Genomic DNA, 21,601 nt, shown 5'->3' on the forward strand with positions numbered 1-21,601 from the left:
AAGGTCTTATCTAAATGCCTAACTTTTTTATGTCACTTCAGTATACCCTAGTGGTTTTTTGTTTTGGTACATGATACATTGCACCAATGGGTCACGCCGTGATATGGCAATTTATCATTGTATGATCACCTTCAGTGAGAGCATGTCATGCAGAACGCTATCCTCTGGGGCAAGCTGGTATGAGATTAACCACATAAAATACAACGAAAAAAGATGATCTTATACTTAAAAAATGGACAATTTTTTGAGTATAAGATCATTTTTGTCTGTAATTATTTTGATAGTTGCTGGTTGGCTATTTTTTTTGTATCCAAAAACCAATAAGCACGAAAGTCACCAACTAGTTTTGAATAGGGATAGCCAATTATTCCTTGGCTTTGTAGCTTATTCGATAAATGTTCTTTCAAAATCCAAGGATCTTCAGGTGAGACGTGATCTAGTTCTAATATTTGATTGATTTTTTGTACAGAAGTATTTAAGTCAATGGCTACATGTTCAATAGTCAAATGACTTAATTTTAGATTTTGACGAAGCTCTTTACTATTATTGATACGCTCTATAAAATTTAAAGACATTTTATTTCTCTCTTTCGCTATTAAAATCATGCTGACGAGAAGGCTGAGTCAGCCATTCACAAGAGTTGTTAATTATTCAGATATGAATTTTTCGCCAGTCATATATGCACCGTGTTTTAAGAAAATAACGGTAGCCAATCCTGCTATACCATCATCAATGAGTGCCCATTTATAGCTTCTTTGTTAGCCAAAATCAATTTGGTCTAACATCGTTTCACGGCTAGCTTGATCTAAACCAAGGTAAGTCAGTGTCATGGCTTCGCTTGAGTGATTCAATAAGTGCATGACTAAACCAATATTGTAATTTGACTGTGTATAGACACGATAAGCGCCTGTTTTACGCATGGTGTGCGTGCCTAAATAGTTGATACCTAGTAGATCACCAACACGCGCCATCACTTTATAAAACTGTTTCTCGGTGATATGGCGATCATGATGGGCTGTCGAGGGGAATAACCACTCAGAATTGATATTTTCTTGGACCAGCCAATCATGATATTGCAACAAGTCTTGCTGAACAGGCTTTAAATATAACGTGTTTGCTTTACCGGTCTTTTTATCATGAATAAAGGCTGTATTTTTGACAGAGCCGTCTGGATTATAGACATCTGATTTTTTTAATGTCATGACATCACTCACACGTAGTAGCGTGGCCTTACCAACTTGAAAAACGGTGTAATTTCGGCGACCAGCACGGAAACTATCGAGAAGTGTATCTTGTACCATCTTTAAGACGTTGGAGTCTTTGATGGGTAGGACGATTTGTTGCACCATGATTCATATATACCTTTCTGAAATTAAATAATTAATTAAATTGTTTATTTATTAATGACCAGGACCGTATTTCTAAACTTCTTTTATGGTTTATTATATCACTTAACAAAAAAACAGCCCCCATTATCTACTAGTCAGATAATGGGGGGGCTGTTTTAATAGTCTTTTCGAGGGGTCATTGATGTAATTATAGCCCCTAAATTAAGGAATGTTTTAGTGACCACCTAGGATCATAGTTAACTCATAGCAAAACTCCTGGTATTTTACTTAGAAGTCAATAAATTAATTGGACTGCTTTATGGTGGTAAGTTATGACGTATTTGGTTCTGTTGCAAAGTTTTAAATCTACTATCAAATAAGGTAGAATAATAGAAAAAGATAGCAGGAGGAATGACGATGAATCATTTTAAAGGAAAGCAATTTCAGCAGGATGTGATTATTGTAGCCGTGGGCTACTATCTTCGTTATAACCTTAGCTATCGTGAAGTTCAAGAAATCTTATATGATCGTGGCATTAACGTTTCTCATACGACGATTTATCGTTGGGTGCAAGAATATGGCAAACTACTCTATCAAATTTGGAAAAAGAAAAATAAAAAATCCTTTTATTCATGGAAAATGGATGAAACGTACATCAAAATTAAAGGAAAATGGCATTATTTGTATCGAGCCATCGATGCAGATGGTTTAACCTTAGATATTTGGTTACGTAAAAAACGGGACACACAAGCAGCCTATGCTTTTCTTAAGCGGTTAGTGAAGCAGTTTGATGAACCGAAGGTTGTAGTCACAGATAAAGCCCCCTCTATTACAAGTGCCTTTAAGAAACTAAAAGAATACGGCTTTTATCAAGGGACAGAACATCGTACCATTAAATACCTGAATAATTTGATTGAACAAGACCATCGTCCAGTAAAGAGACGCAATAAATTCTATCGAAGTTTACGCACTGCCTCTACCACGATTAAAGGCATGGAAGCCATTCGAGGATTATATAAGAAAACCCGAAAAGAAGGCACTCTCTTCGGGTTTTCGGTCTGTACTGAAATCAAGGTATTATTGGGAATCCCAGCTTAAATCATAGATACCGTAAGGGATTTTATTCTTTATTTAAAACTTTGCAACAGAACCAAATTTTATTTGAACTAATGAATTGTAAAATCATTTTAACCTTGTAGTTTGTCTTTATTTTTCTTTTTCTTGTTCTTCGATATGAGTTGAAACTTGCTCAAAAATACTAAAAATATGAAGATCGTCAAGGCTATAAATCATATTTTTACCAGCTCTTTTTGATTTTACTAATCTTGAAGTCTTTAAAGTTTTTAACTGGTGAGAAATGGCTGATTGTTCCATACTTAAAGACTGCGCAATTACTCCAACACTAAGTTCTTCTTTCTGTAAAAGAAATAAAATTGAAAGACGTGTAGGGTCACTAATCATTTTAAATATCTTACTTACCTCTTGGATAGAATCATTTGTTAACGGAGAAGTTGATGATGATTTCATAAAACTTCCTCTCTTTCATATGTGTGTTCGTTCATGTTTAGGTTAGCACAAGATTTTTATAAAGCAAGGTTTTTCCATAAGCAGAGCTGTTTTATAGTCCAATTTTTTTATTAACTAAATAAGATAACTATTTTTTTGACAAATCAGATAGAGCAATATATAATGAACGCATAAACATATGAATGTTATTTCATATGTAATTCGTAAGCGTTACGATTTCAAAAAAATAGTTTTATTAAGAAGGGTGATAGAAATGAAAGAGATTCAAGAGCAACACTCACACGAAAATAATAGTCACGATCATGACCATGATCATGGGAAAATGCCAATTATTTTGTACTTTATTGGTTTAGCATTGGCAATTGTTGCGCTGTTCTTAAGTGACGAATATCAATTCATAAAAAACATCATGTTCTCACTCGCTACAATCAGCGCTGGGTATCATGTCATTGTTCTTGAAGGCCTTGGAGAAACAATTGAGAACTCAAAAAACCAAAAAAAGTTCATGCCTAATTCTCATATTTTAATGGGATTAGCGGCAATCGGAGCTTCTTTAATGGGGAATTTTTGGGAAGGAACATTATTGATTCTTATTTTTTCTGGAGCACATTTTTTGGAAGATTATGCAGAAGGAAGAAGCAAACGAGAAATAACGAAATTACTCGAAATGAATCCAACGACTGCCCGGTTAATCCTACCTGATGGCAGTACAAAAAATGTAGATGTCAGTGAATTAAAAGTGGGAGATCAACTTCAAGTTTTGAATGGCGATCAAGTACCTATTGATGGCGTCATTTTGTCTGGATCTACATCCATTGATGAGTCGTCTATTAATGGAGAAAGTATCCCGAAAGAGAAATACAAAGGAGATGGCGTCTTCGGGAGTACAATTAATGGAACAGGTAGCTTCACGATGAAAGTCACCAAAGAAAACGAAGATACAGTATTTTCAAAAATTTTACAATTAGTGAACCAGAACCAAGATAACCAAACAAAAGCTGCGAGTATTATCCAAAAATTTGAACCCAAATACGTCACAGTTGTTTTAATTGCCATTCCGTTATTCATGTTATTGGCACCTTTTCTACTTGATTGGACATGGTCACAAAGTGTCTATAGAGGATTAGTCCTTTTAGTTGCAGCTTCACCGTGTGCTTTAGCAGCAGCTACTGTCTCGGCAACGCTATCGACGACTTCTAATTTAGCCAAAAAAGGAGTCCTTTCAAAAGGTAGTTCTTACCTGTCTCAATTAGCCGATATTAAAGCAATTGCATTTGATAAGACGGGCACCTTGACCAAAGGAAAACCTGAAGTAACCAATTATTATTTTGCTGATTCCGTGAACGAAGAAAACATGATTGATATCGTAGTAGCTCTTGAAAAAGAATCCAATCACCCTTTAGCAGATGCTATTCTAAGAAAGTTTGAGCAAAAAAACAAACTAACTATTGATGTAGAAAACCAGATTGGTAAAGGATTGACAGGAGATTACAAAGGGAGAAATTATCGTATAGGAAAACCGACTTCGTTTGATGATGTTTCAGATGAGTATAGTCGTTTAAATAATGAATGGGCTTCAGAAGGTAAGACAGTCGTGTACGTAGCAGTAGATGAAGAGGTTCTAGGCCTTATTGCCCTCATGGACATTCCAAGTGAACATGCAAAAGCAACCATTGAGTATTTCAGAAAACAAGGTATACACACCACATTAATTACTGGTGACTCAGAAATGACGGGAAAAGCGGTTGCTAAACAATTGGGAATAGATGAAGTGATTGCAAATGTCATGCCGGAAGACAAATCCAGAATAATAGACGAACAAAAAGAAAAATACGGTGTGACCGCCATGGTTGGAGACGGTGTAAATGATGCTCCTGCTCTTGTTAATGCAGATGTGGGAATCGCTATGGGAGATGGGACTGATGTGGCAGTAGAGGTATCTGATTTAGTTTTAATGCAAAACAATTTATCAAAATTGGTACAATCTCATAATATTTCTTCGAAAATGAACCGTGTTATTTGGCAGAATATTATTTTTTCAATGGCCGTTGTTGCTTTTTTAATTGTCGTTAGTTTCTTGGGCTTAACGGATATTGCCATCAGTGTCATTATTCATGAAGGAAGTACATTGGTTGTTATTTTGAATGGACTTCGATTGCTAAGGGCAGTCTAAAGAATGATTGCACACCTTCAAATTAATCGAGTAATAGAGATAATTAAGGATTACACTACATTTTTTATCTCTATTATTTATTTATATTTATCTAGATGTTCAAAGTCAAAATGATATGTCAACCATACTCTTGTGGCGTGACTTGAATACAAGACACATGAAATTATATAAAATCGTGTATCGAGAATCCTATATCTATAGGGTTCTTTTTTTATACCGGTGTCCAATACACGATTTCGTGGTATAATGAATGAAATCATGTATCTTTTTTGTGAGAGGAGAGACCATTTCAATGAGTTATAATGTACAACCATTACGAACGCAGCAAGAAATCAACGACTTTTTATTCTGTTTAAGACGCAACAAAAACGCCGAACGCGACGTTTTCTTGTTTTTGATCGGCATTAATAGCGGTTTACGCATGTCTGATATCGTGAAATTAAAGAAAAAAGACGTGATTTCCTCGAAAAACCCACGTATTGTGGAGCAAAAAACCGGAAAAACACGCATTTTATATTTAAGCAGCCTGCAGGAGTTGATCCAGGACTACACGAAAGACCTGAAGCCAGAAGATTATTTGTTTCCCAGTACTAAAGGCGGTCATTTAGAAGTCAATACGGTCTATCAGATGTTTCAAAAGGTCGCCGCATTATTAGATCGGGACGATATTGGCACGCACACGCTGCGCAAGACATTTGGTTACCACTATTACAAGAAAACCAAAGACGTGGCTACACTCATGGAAATATTCGGTCACAGCAGCGAAAAAATCACCAAACGCTATATCGGGATCAATGAAGATGAAATCAGTGAGACATTGTTGAACTTCCGTTTAGGTTTCTAACTTTAAGACAATATTTTCAAGAATTCATTGTTTTTTGATATCTAGATAAATTCACGAAAAAAGTATCTAAGATAGCATAGATATCTTGGTTCTGTTGCAAAGTTTTAAATCTACTATCAAATAAGGTAGAATAATAGAAAAAGATAGCTGAGGTTATAACGAAGATAATAGCCAACGGCTACAATAATCACATCTTTTTGAAATTGTTTGCCTTTAAAATGATCCATTTTCATTCCTCCAAGCTATCCTTTTACTCTAATTTACCCTAAAATAAACTTATCAGAAAAACTTTGCAACAGAACCGTCTAAGTCATACCCTGCCTTGATACAAATATTTAGTAATCGTCCATAGACCCTTGCTGACAATTCGTTGATTAATTCCACTTGATAGACTTCATCATAATTAATTTTCATATTTATCGCTCCTTACATTTTATATTTTACTTCCAAAATTGATACCACTTTCTAGGTGCTTCAATCGGCTGTTCTGAACCGTTGTTTACTTCTTGCGATTGTTTGTCTGTCTGTTCCTCTTTGGTGTCCTCTGATGGTATTTTAAGAGCTTTTAAGCTGTCATTCTCCGCCTTGTATTCTTCTAGCAACTTTTTATCTTGCAAGGCTAAACGCTGTTGCTGGTCTAAGAGGTTTTGAGTTTGTTGAATAATTTTTTTTAATTCCGAATTTGATGTTTGTTCTTTATCTAAGAATTTCTCTAAAACAGAAATTCTTTCTTTAAGATAGGATTTTTCTTTGTCTTCTTGCTTATCTTCTAGACCGTCTGCTTTGTCTTCTTGATTATCTTCTAGACTGTCTGCTTTGTCTTCTTGCTTATCTTCTAGACTGTCTGCTTTGTCTTCTTGCTTATCTTCTAGACCGTCTGCTTTGTCTTCTTGCTTATCTTCTAGACCGTCTGCTTTGTCTTCTTGCTTATCTTCTAGACTGTCTGCTTTGTCTTCTTGCTTATCTTCTAGACTGTCTGCTTTGTCTTCTTGCTTATCTTCTAGACCGTCTGCTTTGTCTTCTTGCTTATCTTCTAGACTGTCTGCTTTGTCTTCTTGCTTATCTTCTAGACTGTTTAACCAACTTTTTATTAATGTTTGTTCTTTGTCAGATAATACTATTGTATTTTTTCCGGATATTTTTTTCCAATTTCCGATAGATAAATTTTGTTTCTTTTTTTCATAACTGATTTTGTTTTGTAAATACTTTTTACTAATACCTAATTCGTCCGCCAGCTCTTTTATTGTTTTTAATTCTTCACTCATGATAAATCCTGCCTTTTAACTGTTGGTAAGTACTGCTCAATTGCTTTTTTGAGATACTTCGCTACATTACGTTTAGAATAGGCTTCTTGTTTGCTGGCAACATAAGACAAGTGGTCTTTGACACCATTTAGCCCTCTTAATTCTTTCAGTTCGTCATAAAGCGGATAAACATTCTTCTGTAAGCCTACCATTGTGGCTGTATCCATAATATCATTCATGCCAATTAAGAAATTTTCAGATAAAAGTCTTGTATATTTACTTTCCATTGCCTGTTTTAGTAAGTCCGCTTCATTTCTTGATTTTTGCTTTTTATCGGCTTGATAGTCTTTATCTCCCAACTTGTAACTATTATCGTCAGCACAACGTTTCTTCTCGATATGAAAGACTATGCTATCAATCGAACGCCCTTTCTTTCTCACTTAAGATTTGTATGAACTGGTTTTCAATCATTTGTTCCGAATGACTCATTTGATCCCCTCTCATTTCCATAGTTGCCACCATTTTTTAGATTCTGTTTTTACCGGCTCTTTTTCTTTTGCCTTGTTTCGTTCTTCTTCTGATAACTTCAATTGAGCTTTCAGTCGTTCAATTTCTTCCTGCGCCTCACCCCTTATCGACGAGCCATCTTTCATATCCTCCTGAGGCATTTTAAGAGCTTTCAATTCATTGATTTCTGATTTATACTCTTCTAGTAATTTTTTATCCTGTAAGGCTAGACGTTGTTGCTGGTCTAATAGCTTATGAAGCTCTTTTTTTTCTGATTGGAGTTCGGACACTAGATTCCTTAAAAATAAAATCTCTTCATTCCCCTCTGGATTGCCATCAACTGAATTATTCACGTTGTCGTCAACAAAAACTTTTTGTTGACGTTTTTTAGTTGACGTTTTGTTAAAAAAAGCATTCTTAATAACTTTTTGACCATCAACGTCAACGTAAACGGTATTTCCTTTTTTTGACGTAAATTGACGTAAATCTATTGACGATTCTTTTTTTATTTTTTGCCATACAGCTTGCTTTGAAACACCTATTTCATCCGCAATTTCTTTTATGGTTTTTAAATTTTCACTCATGGATTTCTCCTTTACCTCGAACACTTGCACGTTCTGGTTGTTCAAGGTCTTGTAATTTTACAGTTGGTAAGTATTGATCAATCGCCTTTTTAAGATACTTCGCAATGTTCCCTTTAGAGTAAGGCTCTTGCTTATCATGAACATACGATAGGTGTTTTTTTACTCCCTCAAACCCTCTTAATTCCTTTAACTCGTCATAAAGCGGATAGACGTTCTTTTGCAAACCTGCCATAAGTGCCGTGTCCGTCATTTCAAGAGGGGATAAGAGAAAGTTTTCAATCAATAATCGTGTGTACTTGCTTTCCATTGCCTGCTTAACTAGAACAGCTTCGCTTTGTTCTTTTTGCTTTTTATCTACTTGAAAAGCCGTATCTTCCAACTTGTAGCTGTTATCGTCCGCTCGGCGTTTCTTCTCAATATGAAAAACAATAGAATCAATCGAACGTCCTTTTTTGACTTTCTCATAAGACACGTTAAAGGACGTATGGGCGTTGATTTCTTCAATGGCATTTTTTAATACACGGTTTTCAAAACTTTGAAAACGTGTATATTCATTAATCGTATCAGTGATTTCTCGCAACTCTTTCACTGTGATTGAGGGGTTGCGGTAGGCTTCCACTTGCTCGGCTCTCCGTCCACCTTTAACACTATAATGCTCGTACTGGCTATAATTCATAGCTAACCAACGATATAAGATAAGACTGTACTTGCTATTAAGTTCTTTCAATTCAGAGATTTTATACTGTGTAAATTCTGCCTTTAAATTAATCAGATAAGGCATAATAAATTGATTAAATTGTATCATTACATCGTCACTGTAGCTGTTCCATTTAACAGTTGGTATTGGGACGATACTTGTCATTTCATACCCTTTATTTTTTTCTTCTTTAATTTGAAAAAAAGCTTGTTTCTGCATATACTCAATCGCTTCTTTAAAACGAGTATGTTTACTTGCTGAAGATACATCAAAAAAAGAAAATAATTCTTTTTTTGAAAGATAGATTATATTATCTTTGGGCGGATTTTCTGTATCAATGCAAGACACGGCTAATTCAAACATTTTTAAAGCGGTCTTTTGCATTTTAGCGATTGAAGTAATCAAGCTATTATGCTCGACCACTTTACGTTTTTCGATTTCATTCAAGGTATACACCTGCTTTTGATTTTCTGATATAATAGACATAGAAAAACTCCTTTGTGAGTGTTTTGTGATTAAGCATAGAGAAGTGATTTAGACGTCAATTTTCTCTATGCTTTCATTATACAAATATATAGCAACTTAATCAAGTTTTTGTTGCTATATACATCGTTTTTTGTTGCTATATACATCGTTTTTTGTTGCTATATACATCGTTTTTTGTTGCTATAAAAATCTGTCCTTCCTTGCTACCACTGACTTTTTTTTCACGCAAAAGAACAAAAGATTAAAATATATAAGATAAATGTAATATAGGCTTCGCTTTTTTTATTTTTTTCAAAAATTTAAAATCAAAGGTCAAAATCATCCAAAAAAAGAAACAGACTGCTCAAGTTTTATATTGAGCAGTCTGTTCCTTTAAATCGTGTTTATACGTGTTTATAGATCTTCTGTTTTAATTTCGTAATAGCCCTCGTAATAATAACTCGCATCAATTCCTTTAAAGAATTGTTCTTTTCCTAAATCATCAGTTAAAGCCTTTTGAATCAAATATTTTAATTCATTGGTGCTGACTGTACTACGGATCATGGCATTTAAATATTCATCCTTATCAATTTGATTCCAATCGACGATTTTGTGTAGTTTATTTTTAAGAATTAAATCCAACCAGATACGAGTGGCTCGTCCATTGCCTTCCCTAAAAGGATGCGCCACATTCATATCCGAGTACTTATCAATAATTTCATCAAATGTTTCTTGAGGTAATTTATCAATATATTCAAGTGTTTGCGCTAAAAAAATACGTGGCGCAAATTGAAAGTTTCCTTTCGCAATATTCACTTCTCGAATTTTTCCTGCAAAGTCGTAAATATCTTGGAATAAAAACTGATGAATATCAGATAAGCCTTGAAACGTCCCAATTTCCAGATCCTCTATTTTGCCAGACTCAAACAATTCTTTGGCTCTTTTTTTCGTTAATAACTCTTCTTGTTTAGCTAATTCTGCTGAATTTGTTAAGCCTAATTTATTTTCTAAAACCACAGGATTACCTCACTCTCTATTTTTTCGGAAAGATTCTTTTAAAGATTTTTGGACGTTGATCAAACCATGTTGAAGCGGTATACATTAATCGAAAACTGCCATAGATGCCAGCACCGATTAAACCAAAACCACCTAATCCAAGAACGACTGCCCCATAAGGATGTTTAGGCTGTATTTCCATCACTGTGTCATACAAAATATGCAAACCCCAACCATCCCAGATACCTTTATAAATCCATCGTCCGATGAGAATACCGACAACTAAGAAACAGAACAGGCAGACAATGTTCGCAATCAGAATACCGTAACGTTCGACAATCTCACGTTTGCGATCTGCTTTTATCTGCTCTTTTTGTTCATTCAGTTCTTTTTTCAAAGCGAGTAATGCTTGTTTTTCAACTTGAATGTCTTTCAGTATGGTCGCTTTTAAGTTTTCTGCCTCTAAACGATGGAGTTGTTCTTGAATGGCAGACTCAATTTTTTGATTCGCAACAGCTTCTATTTTTTCTTGGTAGTCCCGAAAGTCTTTATTAACTTCTTGACGGACTAAGCGGTCTAGTTCTGGAACGTTACTGAAATCAATTTTGCCATTTTTATAAGCATTTAATACTTGAACAACGAGTTGTTCATCTTTATTCATCGACTCATCCCCCGATCATGATCTTTTGTTGGCTTCTTTTCGGACTGTACGTCTCTATTCGCTTGTTTTTCTAGGCTTTTCTGTTGTTCTTGCTCGTAATTTTTCATGTCCTTTGAAAAGCGACGTTCAAAATCCTCGAGGATTTTCTCTTTTGTTTGCTTTAATTTTCTTGTAACGCGTTGAGTAAGTTCTGGTACTCGTCCTGCAAGCTGTTTGATTGTGTCAATAAATCGATTAATTTTTGATTCTCGCTTGAGAGCTTCTGATTTTCTTGGTTCAATTGCTTGTTCAAGGCTAACAATTTCTGATTCTCTTTGTTGAGTGTCTCGCTCAAGCGGAGTAATCGCTGGTTCTCGTTGTTCAACAGCTCTAAATTCGTTTTGTCTTGCTCGGTTTTCCAACTCATGTAAAATGGTCTCCCTTCCAAAATCAGAACCCAATCGGGTCTCTCGTGCTCGTCTTTGCTTATTATTGGCGTCTAAAAAGGCGTATGAGAACGTTTGGCCTCTTTCTGATAGAATTACACCATTATCGGATAAACGCTCTTTAAACGTCTCATATGAGCTCACAGAGACATCTTGAAGCGATTTATTGATTCTTTCTCTCAAATCATCCATGTAAGAATACTCATTTTTGGCGATTAGTTCTTTTTCTGTCTCTGTTTGGCGCTCTTTTGGTGGCTCTAAAATGTGCCAGTTTTCTCGAGAAGCGAGTCGATCATTCATTTCTCGTGCTCGTTGAACGCTTTCTCCTTTTTGTTCTCTTAATTTCTTTCCTGTCTCTAAATTGACCTTATTGACAATGATGTGGTTGTGTAAGACGTGATTTTTTCCGTCTAAATGCGTATACACAGCACTTTGATGGTTAGGATAGAGATTTTCTGCTAACTCAACGCCTAAATCGTTGGCTTTTTGCCAGTCCTTTTGTACTTTCGGATTCAGTTCATCTAAGGCGAAAGATTGGGTAATACGCAAGACCTGATTGGATTCTTTGGTTTGGTTATGAAGTTGTCGAATGACATGAAATTGTTCTTTGGCGATAAAGGGATCAATCCCGTTGGTTCCACCCACGGCAACTGCCCGACAATTTGTCAGCTCCACAGGACGTTCCAATTGATGGTCTTGTAGCCACTGTTCAGTTTTTTCATGCATAGGTCTGTCTTGACCTAAAGCATAATTAAGGGCGCTCGCTGCACTTGCGCCATTGCTTATTTTTGCAATTGTTGCCATAACTCTTTATACCCCTTTTGAGCTTGAGCGAGTACTCCGTATGTATAGCGTAAAGCCTCGATCAGCTCTTTATCTTGGTTGTCCATCCGATCGAATTGATTGAGTTTCTTGGCGATTTGATTTAAATTGGTTCCTTGTTTTGAGAGTTCTAATAATAAAGATTTCGCTTGGTCATGTTCGAGATAAGGTTTTTTTAAATGAGATTTTTGTGCTAATTTTTTCGCATAAAGATTCGGAGAGAGTCCATATGTTTCTCCTGAAATTTTCAGCTTATTGTATTGTTCTTCAGATAATCTAAATTGAATGTACTTTGTTTGATTTTGTGATACTTCTTTCTGATCCATAAATAGCCTCCTCAAAGATAAAATGCCCCAGCGCTCATTCCTCAATCGCCCTTTGTCATTGATTTTGTAATAAGCATTGCGCCCTATTCGGTTACAATCATTATAACAAAATAGAAAATATAAACCCATAAATACTGCAAGCTATCACATTGTAATACAAAGCACTTCGTTCTTGTATTACAATGTGGCTTGAAAAGGGGGAAGTTTCACTTTCCCCTTTTATCCCCTTTGGATTGTGTCGATTTGCTTTACGCGAACGCCACCTACCCATTTTATAAAAATAAAATGGGCAAAAGATCTTTCTTTTTGTCATACAAAAAGAAGAAAAAAAAGAGACGATTTTCTTCTTCCGAAATCGTCCCTCTTTTTTCTAAAACCATGGATGAACGAACAAAAAATCTCTCGTATTTTGTTTGTTCATCCACTAAAAATATGCGAACAGTATGGCTTCATTCAATCCTGTTCTTACAAGTCAAAAGCATCGAATCGTCCTTGGACGATTCAACAAAAAAAGTAGTCGTTTTTGGACGACTACTAAGTTCTAAACATTCATTACCCAAAATCAATTTGGTCTAATATGTTCTCTCGACTTGCTTGGTCCAATCCAAGATATGTTAAAGTCATGGCTTCGCTTGAATGGTTTAATAGGTTCTGTTGCAAAGTTTTAAATCTACTATCAAATAAGGTAGAATAATAGAAAAAGATAGCAGGAGGAATGACGATGAATCATTTTAAAGGAAAGCAATTTCAGCAGGATGTGATTATTGTAGCCGTGGGCTACTATCTTCGTTATAACCTTAGCTATCGTGAAGTTCAAGAAATCTTATATGATCGTGGCATTAACGTTTCTCATACGACGATTTATCGTTGGGTGCAAGAATATGGCAAACTACTCTATCAAATTTGGAAAAAGAAAAATAAAAAATCCTTTTATTCATGGAAAATGGATGAAACGTACATCAAAATTAAAGGAAAATGGCATTATTTGTATCGAGCCATCGATGCAGATGGTTTAACCTTAGATATTTGGTTACGTAAAAAACGGGACACACAAGCAGCCTATGCTTTTCTTAAGCGGTTAGTGAAGCAGTTTGATGAACCGAAGGTTGTAGTCACAGATAAAGCCCCCTCTATTACAAGTGCCTTTAAGAAACTAAAAGAATACGGCTTTTATCAAGGGACAGAACATCGTACCATTAAATACCTGAATAATTTGATTGAACAAGACCATCGTCCAGTAAAGAGACGCAATAAATTCTATCGAAGTTTACGCACTGCCTCTACCACGATTAAAGGCATGGAAGCCATTCGAGGATTATATAAGAAAACCCGAAAAGAAGGCACTCTCTTCGGGTTTTCGGTCTGTACTGAAATCAAGGTATTATTGGGAATCCCAGCTTAAATCATAGATACCGTAAGGGATTTTATTCTTTATTTAAAACTTTGCAACAGAACCCAACCATTCATAACTGTAATGAGATTTATCTGGATCAATCCACATCCCAGATGGATAATCTGGATCACTAACTGAGAAACCCGTATTGGTAACTGAACCTGCCAATACCCTTCTATCATAGTTTTGAGCAAACTTAGTTGTAACTATTGCATCATTTTTAGAAACATTAGTGGCTGTCTGCGCTACAATCTGGTTTCCACCCGCACTGGTCGTTTCAGCCTTTGCTGCACTGCTACTACTTGCACTGGTCGTTTCAGCCTTTGATGCACTGCTACTACTTGCACTGGTCGTTTCAGCCTTTGATGCACTGCTACTACTTGCACTGGTCGTTTCAGCCTTTGATGCACTGCTACTACTTGCACTGGTCGTTTCAGCCTTTGATGCACTGCTACTACTTGCACTGGTCGTTTCAGCCTTCACTGCACTGCTACTACTTGCACTGGTCGTTTCAGCCTTTGATGCACTGCTACTACTTGCACTGGTCGTTTCAGCCTTCACTGCACTGCTACTACTTGCACTGGTCGTTTCAGCCTTTGCTGCACTGCTACTACTTGCACTGGTCGTTTCAGCCTTTGCTGCACTGCTACTACTTGCACTGGTCGTTTCAGCCTTTGCTGCACTGCTTGAGGTGCTGGTGGCTGTCACATCAGCTGACACTGGCTGGCCGGTAACTAGCATCCCTAATCCCAGTGAAAATAATGAAATCCCCATGACAGCCCAATTCTTACCGCGTTTATACAGTTTATAATGCGTTTTAGTCTCTCCAAAGTAATTATTCCTTAACATAAAAAACCTACCTTTCACACTATTTCAAATAAAATGTTGTCATTAAAATCCCGGTTTATTAAGGCTATCGGTTTTTTAAATTATAATAGAAACTACTAATATCCCCTTATATCCCTTAAATGGGGCCTATCTTTCGCACGAAAATATTTGAAATCATGCTAAAGTCCTATTATTAATTAAGTGGTCTTAATAAATCACGTTTATATTATAATAGCATACTTAAACTTTAAATTTAAATCACTGGCATCCCTCTCGTCTGTTCAGTGATCCGCCACTTATACAACTTTTTCGTATTCAACACATGTTTCGCCCAATCATCGGGATCATGCACAATATGATAGGCCATTAACACATTATCAGCCATGTTGATTCCTCCTATTTTGGTCATCAGTCATTCCTTAATGTGTTTAGTACACGTGCTGAGCCCTCAGACTAGCAATTATTTGAACCAAGCCACCAATCGATCAAATTAAGTTTGGTGATGACCAGTCTGGATCATCTTAACTACTTTAGTAACCGTTGGCTTAGGCGCTGGCATCGTTGGTTTTGCTGGGTTACCAGCATACTCCGCGGTTTTATCAGCTTTTGGCGTTACGGTTAGCTTACCGTCCTTATTGCAGCGTTGATGCTTGTCAAAAACTTGGCAACCTTCTTTCGTGGTGATTATTGAAACAACCCTGCTCGTCGTCTTGGGTCCGGCAGACCTGGAACTGAATCTGGCTATTCGGGGCTGGTGACCTCTGTGTGGTGACAGCAGCATGTATATCAAACCTTTACCATCTTCAAGCACGAAATTAGCTTGCATACTGTTTGATAAATATCGCCTAATTTGGATAATCCTACTGAACTATTGCAGGTGGCATCAGTTCATACAGCCAAGTAAAGCCAATAAGGTATACCCTAGTGGCCAGGTTGGTTTAGTCAAATAAAAATTTTAATTGGTTTCTTATAAGTGCATATAATTTCATCATCACTACCTGTCTGCTATAATGATGGTAAAGGTGGTGATGATTTGCGATTTATATTTAAGGCTTTAATAGTAGTTGTTATTATCCTTGCATTTCCTTTGTCCATAGTTCTTGTCTTTAAAAATTGGTCAACGGCCATTGGCACTAGCACACCCATGCAATTAAAGTTTGATTGGTTGGATCAGTACGAACCGATATACCTTTTTTGGAGTGGGATAATTCTGGCGGCGGTGTTAATTGTTTTATTGATTATCACACTTTTTTGGCCACGGTCACAGTCATTATATCTTCACCAAAAGTCTGATGGTCAAGTTACCATCAGTAAGAAAGCTATTGAGCATTTTGCTCTTTCAGCACTTCAACATGAACCCTTTATTGGTAACCCCAAGGTATCAGCTAAGTTATCACGAAAAAGGATCACACTTAAAATATCGGGTGATCTACTAAATTCAGTCAATGCCAAGAAACAGACTGCAAATTTTCTCAATCAATTAAAAAAAGATTTGCGTATTTGTCTTGGAATTTCTGAACAGAAAAAAATAAAAATCCGACTCGTTGATTTCAATGAGTCGGACGCTAATGTGCATCAATCTCGAGTTGTCTAGGAGGTGATAACGTGACCGAACTCATTAAAGCCTATTTTTGGCCACTAATTGGTGGAATTATAGGATTGCTCTTAGCGGTCCTTATCATCACTTTTGGATTTTTAAAGACGCTTTTTGTTTTGATTTTTATGGTAATCGGGATTACCGCGGGTTATTATATTCAAAAAACTGGTATCTTAACAAATGTTTTTAAATAACTGTTTGAATTATAAGGAGGAAAAATTATGCAGAACGGAACGCCAAGTGAAAAAACAACAACTAACGAAAAGTCTGGTATTAAAGGCAATTTAACATTTGATGATAAGGTTATTCAAAAAATAATTGGTATTGCACTTTCTGAAGTAGATGGCTTATTAACCGTAGATGGCGGTTTTTTCGCAAATGTTGCTGAAAAACTAGTTAATACTTCCGATGTCACATCAGGAATTGATGTAGAGGTTGGAAAAAAGCAGGTTGCAGTGGATCTCGACATTGTTGCTGAATACGGCATTGATATTTCTAAACTGTATGACAAGATCAAAAATGTTATCGTTCGGGAAGTAAAGAATATGACCGACTTAGAAGTAATTGAGGTAAATGTGAATGTTGTTGATGTCAAGACAAAGGAGCAACATGAAAAAGATTCGACTTCTCTGCAAGATCGCGTGAGCGATGCTACAGACAAAACGAAGGAAGCCGTCAGTAAGGGCGCAAATAAATCGAAGGAAACATTAAGTGACAGCGTTGATAAAGTAACGTCTGACAATAAATCTAGTCGTGTTAACTAAGGGGGTGAGTAAATATGGGACTTATTTGGTCATTAATCGTCGGGGCAATCATTGGTGCCATTGCTGGCGCAATCACTAACCGTGGTGCTGCTATGGGCTGGATTGCAAATATCGTAGCTGGTTTAATCGGTGCGTGGATTGGCCAAGGCCTCCTTGGCACTTGGGGCCCTTCGTTAGCTGGCATGGCATTGATACCATCGATCATCGGGGCAATTATTTTAGTTCTGATTGTTTCATTAGTTGTTGGTCGAACCAGTAAAAAGTAAGGGGGAATTTTATGGACGTCTTGAAAAGTGTATTTAAGTTTATGATTGCTTCTACGCTCATTGTAGGTGGTGTCCTCATCGGTGGCACCGTCTTGGCTGCTAAGAAAGTAGATGGCATTGGTGATACATTGCAACAAAAATTACATGGATAATTAGCCAAATTTATCTGTATTAGGCTTCTTAGAACGTAAATGATTGAGCAATTGAAGATCAGTTAATCAATATTTAAATTTGCAATCTACCTTATAAGTGTCATTCACACTATCTCTTGTAGGATCTCCTTATTAGACAAGCAAATTAAAATGTGGAATAATACTGTTGTAACAAATACATTATGGGAGGTTATATTATGAATCTAGATGACAAAATTGATAGCACCAAAGATAAGGTAAGTGGAAAAGCTAAAGAAGTTGAAGGCAAGGTTACGAACGACAAGGCCCGCGAAGCTGAAGGTAAGGGTCAAGGTATTCTAGGTAAGGCTAAAGATAAACTGTCAGATGCCAAAGATGCTGTTAAAGATACGGTTGATAACGTAAAGGAAAAGTTAGATAAAGACGATAAATAAATTATCATTTTTAAGAAGACCAAAATCTGGTCTTCTTTTATTTTTTCACGCTTGTTACCTTGTTTTTTCTCCACACTGTAATACGCGGCTTATGTGGTCGCTGCGGCTTTTTACGTTACCACCGTCCATCTTTAAGCTGATGTTCTAAGTCACCCAAGCAACGTGTCTCTGTGCGACTGACAAGGCCAAATCTGCTATTTACCATCTGGCCCATGCCGGCCACCTCCAAATTTTGGGCAAAATAAAAACGCCACGCTATTTAGCACGACGTCTATTATCCTTACACCATCTTATCGAGCCGAGCACCCGCCTGTGCCCACTCCGGAAACTCATACCCGTATTTACTATGAATTAATCATGATATCGCCACCTCCTGACCATATGCAAAAAAAACAGTGATTAGCTGAACTTTTCGATAAATCTATTAAAAGTTTCCGTAGTCCCATTTGCAATTAGTACAACTAAAGCTTCATAGCTAATTTATCAAATTCTTGTATATCAATACCCGTTGCTCCAATTAAATCAAGAATAATCTCCTTTGCTAAGTCTTTACTATAGGAATTTAATTGTTCTGTGAAATCTGGCTCTTCACTTTCATACAGGCCATTGAGCAGTGGAATAATGTAACTATAGATATACACTATTAGTGGATATTCGGTAGATTGCAAATTTAATCCGAATTTTTGGACAAATTTGTCAGCATAACCTGATACGGTGTTTGCCAGTCGAGTATTTTAAGCGGTCGCTGGTTAATTTGGAGTAACGTCGTCGTTAAATCTTGAGCACTAATGTGCTCAAAACGAGTCCCTTTAGGATAAAAATAACGTAAATTCCGATTAAAGCGTTCATTACTACCACGTTCAGCTGGCGTATAAGCATGGCAGTAATAGGTCTTAATACCATATTGTGATTCAAGTGATACTAGCCCACTAAACTCAGTGCCACGGTCCACAGTAAAGCTGTGCACCGGACCATTAAAAGTGGTTAGGAACTTAGTTAGTGCTTCATTAACAGTCGCTGTCGTCCGATCTTTTAACCGGTATGCCCAAAGGAACCGTGATTTGCGATCGATTAAAGTTAATAAAACTGCCTTACTATGCCCACGAGGACCAACGACTGTATCTAGTTCAAAATCGCCGATGCGATTACGTTGATTAATCATCATGGGACGCTGTTCAATTGATCGCCCCAAAGATTGATTATATTTGGATCGTTGGTCAACGTTACGCCGTTGGCGTACGCCATGTTCAGGTAGATCATTCAAGGAGAAATCAATTCTCCCCTTATTTAGCCAATTATAAATAGATTTAGTAGCTAGTTTAAATTCGTGAGCAATCATTCCTGGTGACCAGCTTAGTTTTCCGACCACATCGTGATCGCTTGTATTCGGCATCTGTTTGTGCTAATTCAGCCTGATAAGGTTGACATCGAGATAATTCATAAGAAATTGTTGACGGTGATCGGTTCAGCCGAACGCCCATTTGGATATTGGACAGCCCTAGTTCACAAAAGGTTTCGATTTTAATTCGTTCGGAATAGGTTATACTAGACAAAAGATCAGCTCCTAAAAGATGGGTTTGTGGTAAACACCATTTTAAAGGAAGCTGATCTTTTTTGTCCGAACAGCGTTCGGATTAATTTTACAATCTACCGATTATGCTTATTTTTGGCATTTTGATGGGATTAGTCGCTGGGCCACTATCTAATAAATTTAAAATACTGAAATTACCAGTAGGTCTCTCAACTATCTTATTAGCAATTGCAGGTCTCTCCCTGTTCTTCTTAAGAAATAATACTGGTATTATTCTTTACGCCTTAGCTACCGGTTTAGGAATGGGCTTATGGAACGCACTTGATAATTTATTAAACTTAAAAGTTATCCCCGATCAAAATCGTGTTGCATTTTTCTTAGGTGTTTACAACTTAGGTAATACAATTACACAAGCTATCGCACCCGTTTTAGCCGCTGCCGTCATAAGTCTTTTTGGTTATTCTGGAATTTTTATTGTTTCATTTATTTTTTCCTTGATTGGTGGTATTTCAATGCTATCGATTAAATCATTAAAACGTTAGTAAGATATTTTTTAGCAATCCTTATTTAAAGTTAAGGATTGCTTTTTGTTCTCTTCAGTTGCAATCGCTTGCAACTCGCAACTATCCTCTGCTATGCTCGTGCCAACAATGGTAATTGTTTATTCACCTAAATTTAGGATGGAGGTAATTAAATGACTGAAAGTTATCAATTTGATGTTTTGTACTTAGGCGCGGGGCATGGTGCCTTCGACGGGGCGGTTCCACTAGCTAATAGTGGTAAAAAAGTCGCCATTATCGAAGCGGACAAAATCGGGGGAACTTGTCCAAACCGTGGATGCAACGCGAAAATTACGCTGGACAACCCGGTTCAACTTTTACGCCACCAAGAACGCCTTGATGGCATTGTAAATGGTGACTTAAAGCTGGATTGGACTGCCAATGTAGAACATGAACACGAAGTCATCGACGGCTTGCCGGACATGATTACTGGTTTACTCGACTCTGTTGACATCGAAATTATTCACGGTCGTGGAAAATTTGTTGATGCTCACACCATCGAAGTGGATCAACAGCGCTACACCGCTGACAAAATCGTGATTGCAACGGGGCTACGTCCCCACCATCTAGATGTTATGGGCTCAGAACTTACGCATGACAGTACCGATTTTATGAACCTCAAACAGCTTCCTGAAAATATCGTAATTATTGGCGCGGGCTATATCGGCATGGAATTTGCCACGATTGCCAATGCTGCCGGCGCGAACGTCACTGTACTTTTACGCCATAATCGGGCGTTGCGCAAATTTAATCAAGATTACGTAAAACAAGTCATTGCCGACCTCGAAAAACGAGGGGTGAAGTTCATTTACAACGCTCAGGTGGATCGTTTTGAGGAAGACGGTTCTCATTTTACCGTGTCTTATAACGATCACGAAACCCTCACCACCGACTGGATTTTGGATGCTACCGGACGAATTCCTAACATCGAAAACATCGGATTAGACGAAGTAGGCGTTAGTTACAATGCTAACGGGATCGAAGTTAACGATCATCTTCAAACTAACATTGATAACATCTATGCTTCTGGTGATGTGCTTGATAAAGAACAGCCTAAGCTCACCCCGACTGCGATCTTTGAATCTAGTTATTTAACCCAACTTTTCACAGGAAAGACTACTGACGCAATCAACTATCCGCCCATCCCAACCATTGTCTTTACCTCACCACAAATCGCACAGGTTGGTATGAGCGTCGAAGAAGCTCAGCAAAATCCTGATTACACCATTAAAACTAATCATCTTCCTGACGGATGGTTCCGCCAAGTTGATAAGGAAACAATTGGTGATAACACCTTGATTTACGATCAAGACCATCATCTTGTAGGAGCAGCTGAAGTTAGTGAACATGCTGCCGATGCAATTAACGTTTTATTACCAGCAATTGAGTTTCAATATACAGCTGAACAACTAGGCCGCATCGTACCTCTCTTCCCTACTTTGGGAGCGGACGTCTGGTCACAGATTTAAAAAAACGCTGAGCCTCTTTTAAGGAGACT

The 21,601-nt window shown here is 37.1% G+C and carries 25 protein-coding genes and 4 pseudogenes; 12 read left to right on the top strand and 17 right to left on the bottom strand.

The window, feature by feature from the left end:
• Nucleotides 1-272: 272 nt before the first annotated feature.
• Nucleotides 273-605 (bottom strand): DUF2316 family protein, encoded by a 333-nt coding sequence (locus N0K80_RS07630; RefSeq protein ID WP_225428648.1) that lies wholly within the window; start codon nucleotides 603-605, stop codon nucleotides 273-275.
• A 153-nt stretch (nucleotides 606-758) separates the two neighbouring features.
• Nucleotides 759-1,349 carry a site-specific integrase gene (locus tag N0K80_RS07635; protein ID WP_013102111.1) on the bottom strand — a complete coding sequence of 197 codons (591 nt, stop codon included), beginning with the start codon at nucleotides 1,347-1,349 and terminating at the stop codon, nucleotides 759-761.
• A 396-nt stretch (nucleotides 1,350-1,745) separates the two neighbouring features.
• On the opposite strand from N0K80_RS07635, the gene N0K80_RS07640 reads away from it, so the two are divergent.
• On the top strand, nucleotides 1,746-2,426 hold the full coding sequence (locus N0K80_RS07640; RefSeq protein WP_001015311.1) for an IS6-like element IS1216 family transposase: 681 nt from the start codon (nucleotides 1,746-1,748) through the stop codon (nucleotides 2,424-2,426).
• Nucleotides 2,427-2,534: 108 nt separating this feature from the next.
• Here the strand turns inward: N0K80_RS07640 and N0K80_RS07645 are convergent, their stop codons facing one another.
• Nucleotides 2,535-2,855 carry an ArsR/SmtB family transcription factor gene (locus tag N0K80_RS07645; RefSeq protein WP_269008553.1) on the bottom strand — a complete coding sequence of 107 codons (321 nt, stop codon included), beginning with the start codon at nucleotides 2,853-2,855 and terminating at the stop codon, nucleotides 2,535-2,537.
• A 253-nt stretch (nucleotides 2,856-3,108) separates the two neighbouring features.
• On the opposite strand from N0K80_RS07645, the gene N0K80_RS07650 reads away from it, so the two are divergent.
• Together N0K80_RS07650 and N0K80_RS07655 are read left to right on the top strand one after the other, a co-directional pair.
• Nucleotides 3,109-5,028, top strand: a complete 1,920-nt coding sequence (locus N0K80_RS07650) for a heavy metal translocating P-type ATPase (protein ID WP_003680028.1) — start codon at nucleotides 3,109-3,111, stop codon at nucleotides 5,026-5,028.
• A 292-nt stretch (nucleotides 5,029-5,320) separates the two neighbouring features.
• Nucleotides 5,321-5,872 (top strand): tyrosine-type recombinase/integrase, encoded by a 552-nt coding sequence (locus N0K80_RS07655; RefSeq protein WP_003680030.1) that lies wholly within the window; start codon nucleotides 5,321-5,323, stop codon nucleotides 5,870-5,872.
• A 143-nt stretch (nucleotides 5,873-6,015) separates the two neighbouring features.
• Here N0K80_RS07655 and N0K80_RS07660 read toward each other — a convergent pair.
• From N0K80_RS07660 to N0K80_RS07705, 10 genes and pseudogenes are all read right to left on the bottom strand, one after another.
• Nucleotides 6,016-6,099, bottom strand: a pseudogene (locus N0K80_RS07660) (IS6 family transposase); the annotation flags it as partial.
• A gap of 213 nt (nucleotides 6,100-6,312) precedes the next feature.
• Nucleotides 6,313-7,137, bottom strand: a complete 825-nt coding sequence (locus N0K80_RS07665) for a hypothetical protein (RefSeq protein ID WP_269024300.1) — start codon at nucleotides 7,135-7,137, stop codon at nucleotides 6,313-6,315.
• Nucleotides 7,134-7,550: pseudogene (locus N0K80_RS07670) on the bottom strand (RepB protein); the annotation flags it as partial. The gene N0K80_RS07665 and the pseudogene N0K80_RS07670, both read right to left, overlap by 4 nt.
• Nucleotides 7,551-7,616: 66 nt before the next feature.
• Nucleotides 7,617-8,207, bottom strand: a complete 591-nt coding sequence (locus N0K80_RS07675) for a RepB-like protein (RefSeq protein ID WP_057974805.1) — start codon at nucleotides 8,205-8,207, stop codon at nucleotides 7,617-7,619.
• Entirely contained in the window at nucleotides 8,200-9,390 is a 1,191-nt protein-coding gene (locus N0K80_RS07680) for a RepB family plasmid replication initiator protein (protein WP_057974804.1), read from the bottom strand. The genes N0K80_RS07675 and N0K80_RS07680 overlap by 8 nt, the downstream gene beginning before the upstream one ends.
• Nucleotides 9,391-9,783: 393 nt before the next feature.
• Nucleotides 9,784-10,386, bottom strand: coding sequence for a protein adenylyltransferase Fic (fic, locus tag N0K80_RS07685; RefSeq protein WP_057974803.1), 603 nt, complete (start codon nucleotides 10,384-10,386; stop codon nucleotides 9,784-9,786).
• Nucleotides 10,387-10,402: 16 nt separating this feature from the next.
• Complete coding sequence (locus N0K80_RS07690; protein WP_042219812.1) at nucleotides 10,403-11,026, bottom strand: hypothetical protein; 624 nt, start codon at nucleotides 11,024-11,026, stop codon at nucleotides 10,403-10,405.
• On the bottom strand, nucleotides 11,023-12,255 hold the full coding sequence (locus tag N0K80_RS07695; RefSeq protein ID WP_057974802.1) for a relaxase/mobilization nuclease domain-containing protein: 1,233 nt from the start codon (nucleotides 12,253-12,255) through the stop codon (nucleotides 11,023-11,025). The genes N0K80_RS07690 and N0K80_RS07695 overlap by 4 nt, the downstream gene beginning before the upstream one ends.
• Nucleotides 12,234-12,599, bottom strand: coding sequence for a plasmid mobilization protein (locus N0K80_RS07700; RefSeq protein ID WP_003131442.1), 366 nt, complete (start codon nucleotides 12,597-12,599; stop codon nucleotides 12,234-12,236). Before N0K80_RS07700 ends, N0K80_RS07695 begins: the two co-directional genes overlap by 22 nt.
• A 552-nt stretch (nucleotides 12,600-13,151) precedes the next feature.
• Nucleotides 13,152-13,259: pseudogene (locus N0K80_RS07705) on the bottom strand (site-specific integrase); the annotation flags it as partial.
• A 61-nt stretch (nucleotides 13,260-13,320) separates the two neighbouring features.
• Here N0K80_RS07705 and N0K80_RS07710 point away from each other — a divergent pair.
• Nucleotides 13,321-14,001, top strand: a complete 681-nt coding sequence (locus tag N0K80_RS07710) for an IS6-like element IS1216 family transposase (protein ID WP_001015311.1) — start codon at nucleotides 13,321-13,323, stop codon at nucleotides 13,999-14,001.
• 33 nt (nucleotides 14,002-14,034) lie between these two features.
• On the opposite strand, the gene N0K80_RS07715 is transcribed toward N0K80_RS07710, so the two are convergent.
• Nucleotides 14,035-14,841: a KxYKxGKxW signal peptide domain-containing protein gene (locus N0K80_RS07715; RefSeq protein WP_269026244.1), complete on the bottom strand. Its 807-nt coding sequence runs from the start codon at nucleotides 14,839-14,841 to the stop codon at nucleotides 14,035-14,037.
• Nucleotides 14,842-15,073: 232 nt separating this feature from the next.
• Nucleotides 15,074-15,205 carry a DUF5839 family protein gene (locus N0K80_RS07720; RefSeq protein ID WP_220096583.1) on the bottom strand — a complete coding sequence of 44 codons (132 nt, stop codon included), beginning with the start codon at nucleotides 15,203-15,205 and terminating at the stop codon, nucleotides 15,074-15,076.
• Between the two features lie 648 nt (nucleotides 15,206-15,853).
• Here N0K80_RS07720 and amaP point away from each other — a divergent pair.
• The 6 genes from amaP (at nucleotide 15,854) to N0K80_RS07750 (ending at nucleotide 18,012) form a co-directional block, all read left to right on the top strand.
• On the top strand, nucleotides 15,854-16,414 hold the full coding sequence (gene amaP, locus N0K80_RS07725; RefSeq protein WP_041095702.1) for an alkaline shock response membrane anchor protein AmaP: 561 nt from the start codon (nucleotides 15,854-15,856) through the stop codon (nucleotides 16,412-16,414).
• A gap of 11 nt (nucleotides 16,415-16,425) precedes the next feature.
• Nucleotides 16,426-16,611 (top strand): DUF2273 domain-containing protein, encoded by a 186-nt coding sequence (locus N0K80_RS07730; RefSeq protein WP_041095700.1) that lies wholly within the window; start codon nucleotides 16,426-16,428, stop codon nucleotides 16,609-16,611.
• Nucleotides 16,612-16,638: 27 nt separating this feature from the next.
• Nucleotides 16,639-17,181, top strand: a complete 543-nt coding sequence (locus tag N0K80_RS07735) for an Asp23/Gls24 family envelope stress response protein (protein ID WP_041095698.1) — start codon at nucleotides 16,639-16,641, stop codon at nucleotides 17,179-17,181.
• Nucleotides 17,182-17,195: 14 nt separating this feature from the next.
• The gene (locus N0K80_RS07740) at nucleotides 17,196-17,447 is read left to right on the top strand and encodes a GlsB/YeaQ/YmgE family stress response membrane protein (protein WP_003680323.1); all 252 of its coding nucleotides are present in this window, start codon (nucleotides 17,196-17,198) and stop codon (nucleotides 17,445-17,447) included.
• 11 nt (nucleotides 17,448-17,458) lie between these two features.
• Nucleotides 17,459-17,599 carry a hypothetical protein gene (locus N0K80_RS07745; RefSeq protein ID WP_003681696.1) on the top strand — a complete coding sequence of 47 codons (141 nt, stop codon included), beginning with the start codon at nucleotides 17,459-17,461 and terminating at the stop codon, nucleotides 17,597-17,599.
• Nucleotides 17,600-17,796: 197 nt separating this feature from the next.
• Entirely contained in the window at nucleotides 17,797-18,012 is a 216-nt protein-coding gene (locus N0K80_RS07750) for a CsbD family protein (protein ID WP_057974798.1), read from the top strand.
• Nucleotides 18,013-18,473: 461 nt separating this feature from the next.
• On the opposite strand, the gene N0K80_RS07755 is transcribed toward N0K80_RS07750, so the two are convergent.
• Nucleotides 18,474-18,680, bottom strand: a complete 207-nt coding sequence (locus N0K80_RS07755) for a hypothetical protein (RefSeq protein ID WP_010011608.1) — start codon at nucleotides 18,678-18,680, stop codon at nucleotides 18,474-18,476.
• A 2-nt stretch (nucleotides 18,681-18,682) separates the two neighbouring features.
• Nucleotides 18,683-19,565 (bottom strand): annotated as a pseudogene (locus N0K80_RS07760) (IS30 family transposase).
• Nucleotides 19,566-19,668: 103 nt separating this feature from the next.
• On the opposite strand from N0K80_RS07760, the gene N0K80_RS07765 reads away from it, so the two are divergent.
• Both N0K80_RS07765 and N0K80_RS07770 read left to right on the top strand, forming a co-directional pair.
• Nucleotides 19,669-20,085: an MFS transporter gene (locus N0K80_RS07765; RefSeq protein ID WP_003680729.1), complete on the top strand. Its 417-nt coding sequence runs from the start codon at nucleotides 19,669-19,671 to the stop codon at nucleotides 20,083-20,085.
• Nucleotides 20,086-20,237: 152 nt separating this feature from the next.
• Nucleotides 20,238-21,572, top strand: coding sequence for a dihydrolipoyl dehydrogenase family protein (locus N0K80_RS07770; RefSeq protein WP_002831210.1), 1,335 nt, complete (start codon nucleotides 20,238-20,240; stop codon nucleotides 21,570-21,572).
• The last annotated feature ends 29 nt before the right edge of the window (nucleotides 21,573-21,601 follow it).

The organism is Dellaglioa carnosa (assembly GCF_026948345.1).
Lineage (GTDB): Bacteria > Bacillota > Bacilli > Lactobacillales > Lactobacillaceae > Dellaglioa > Dellaglioa algida.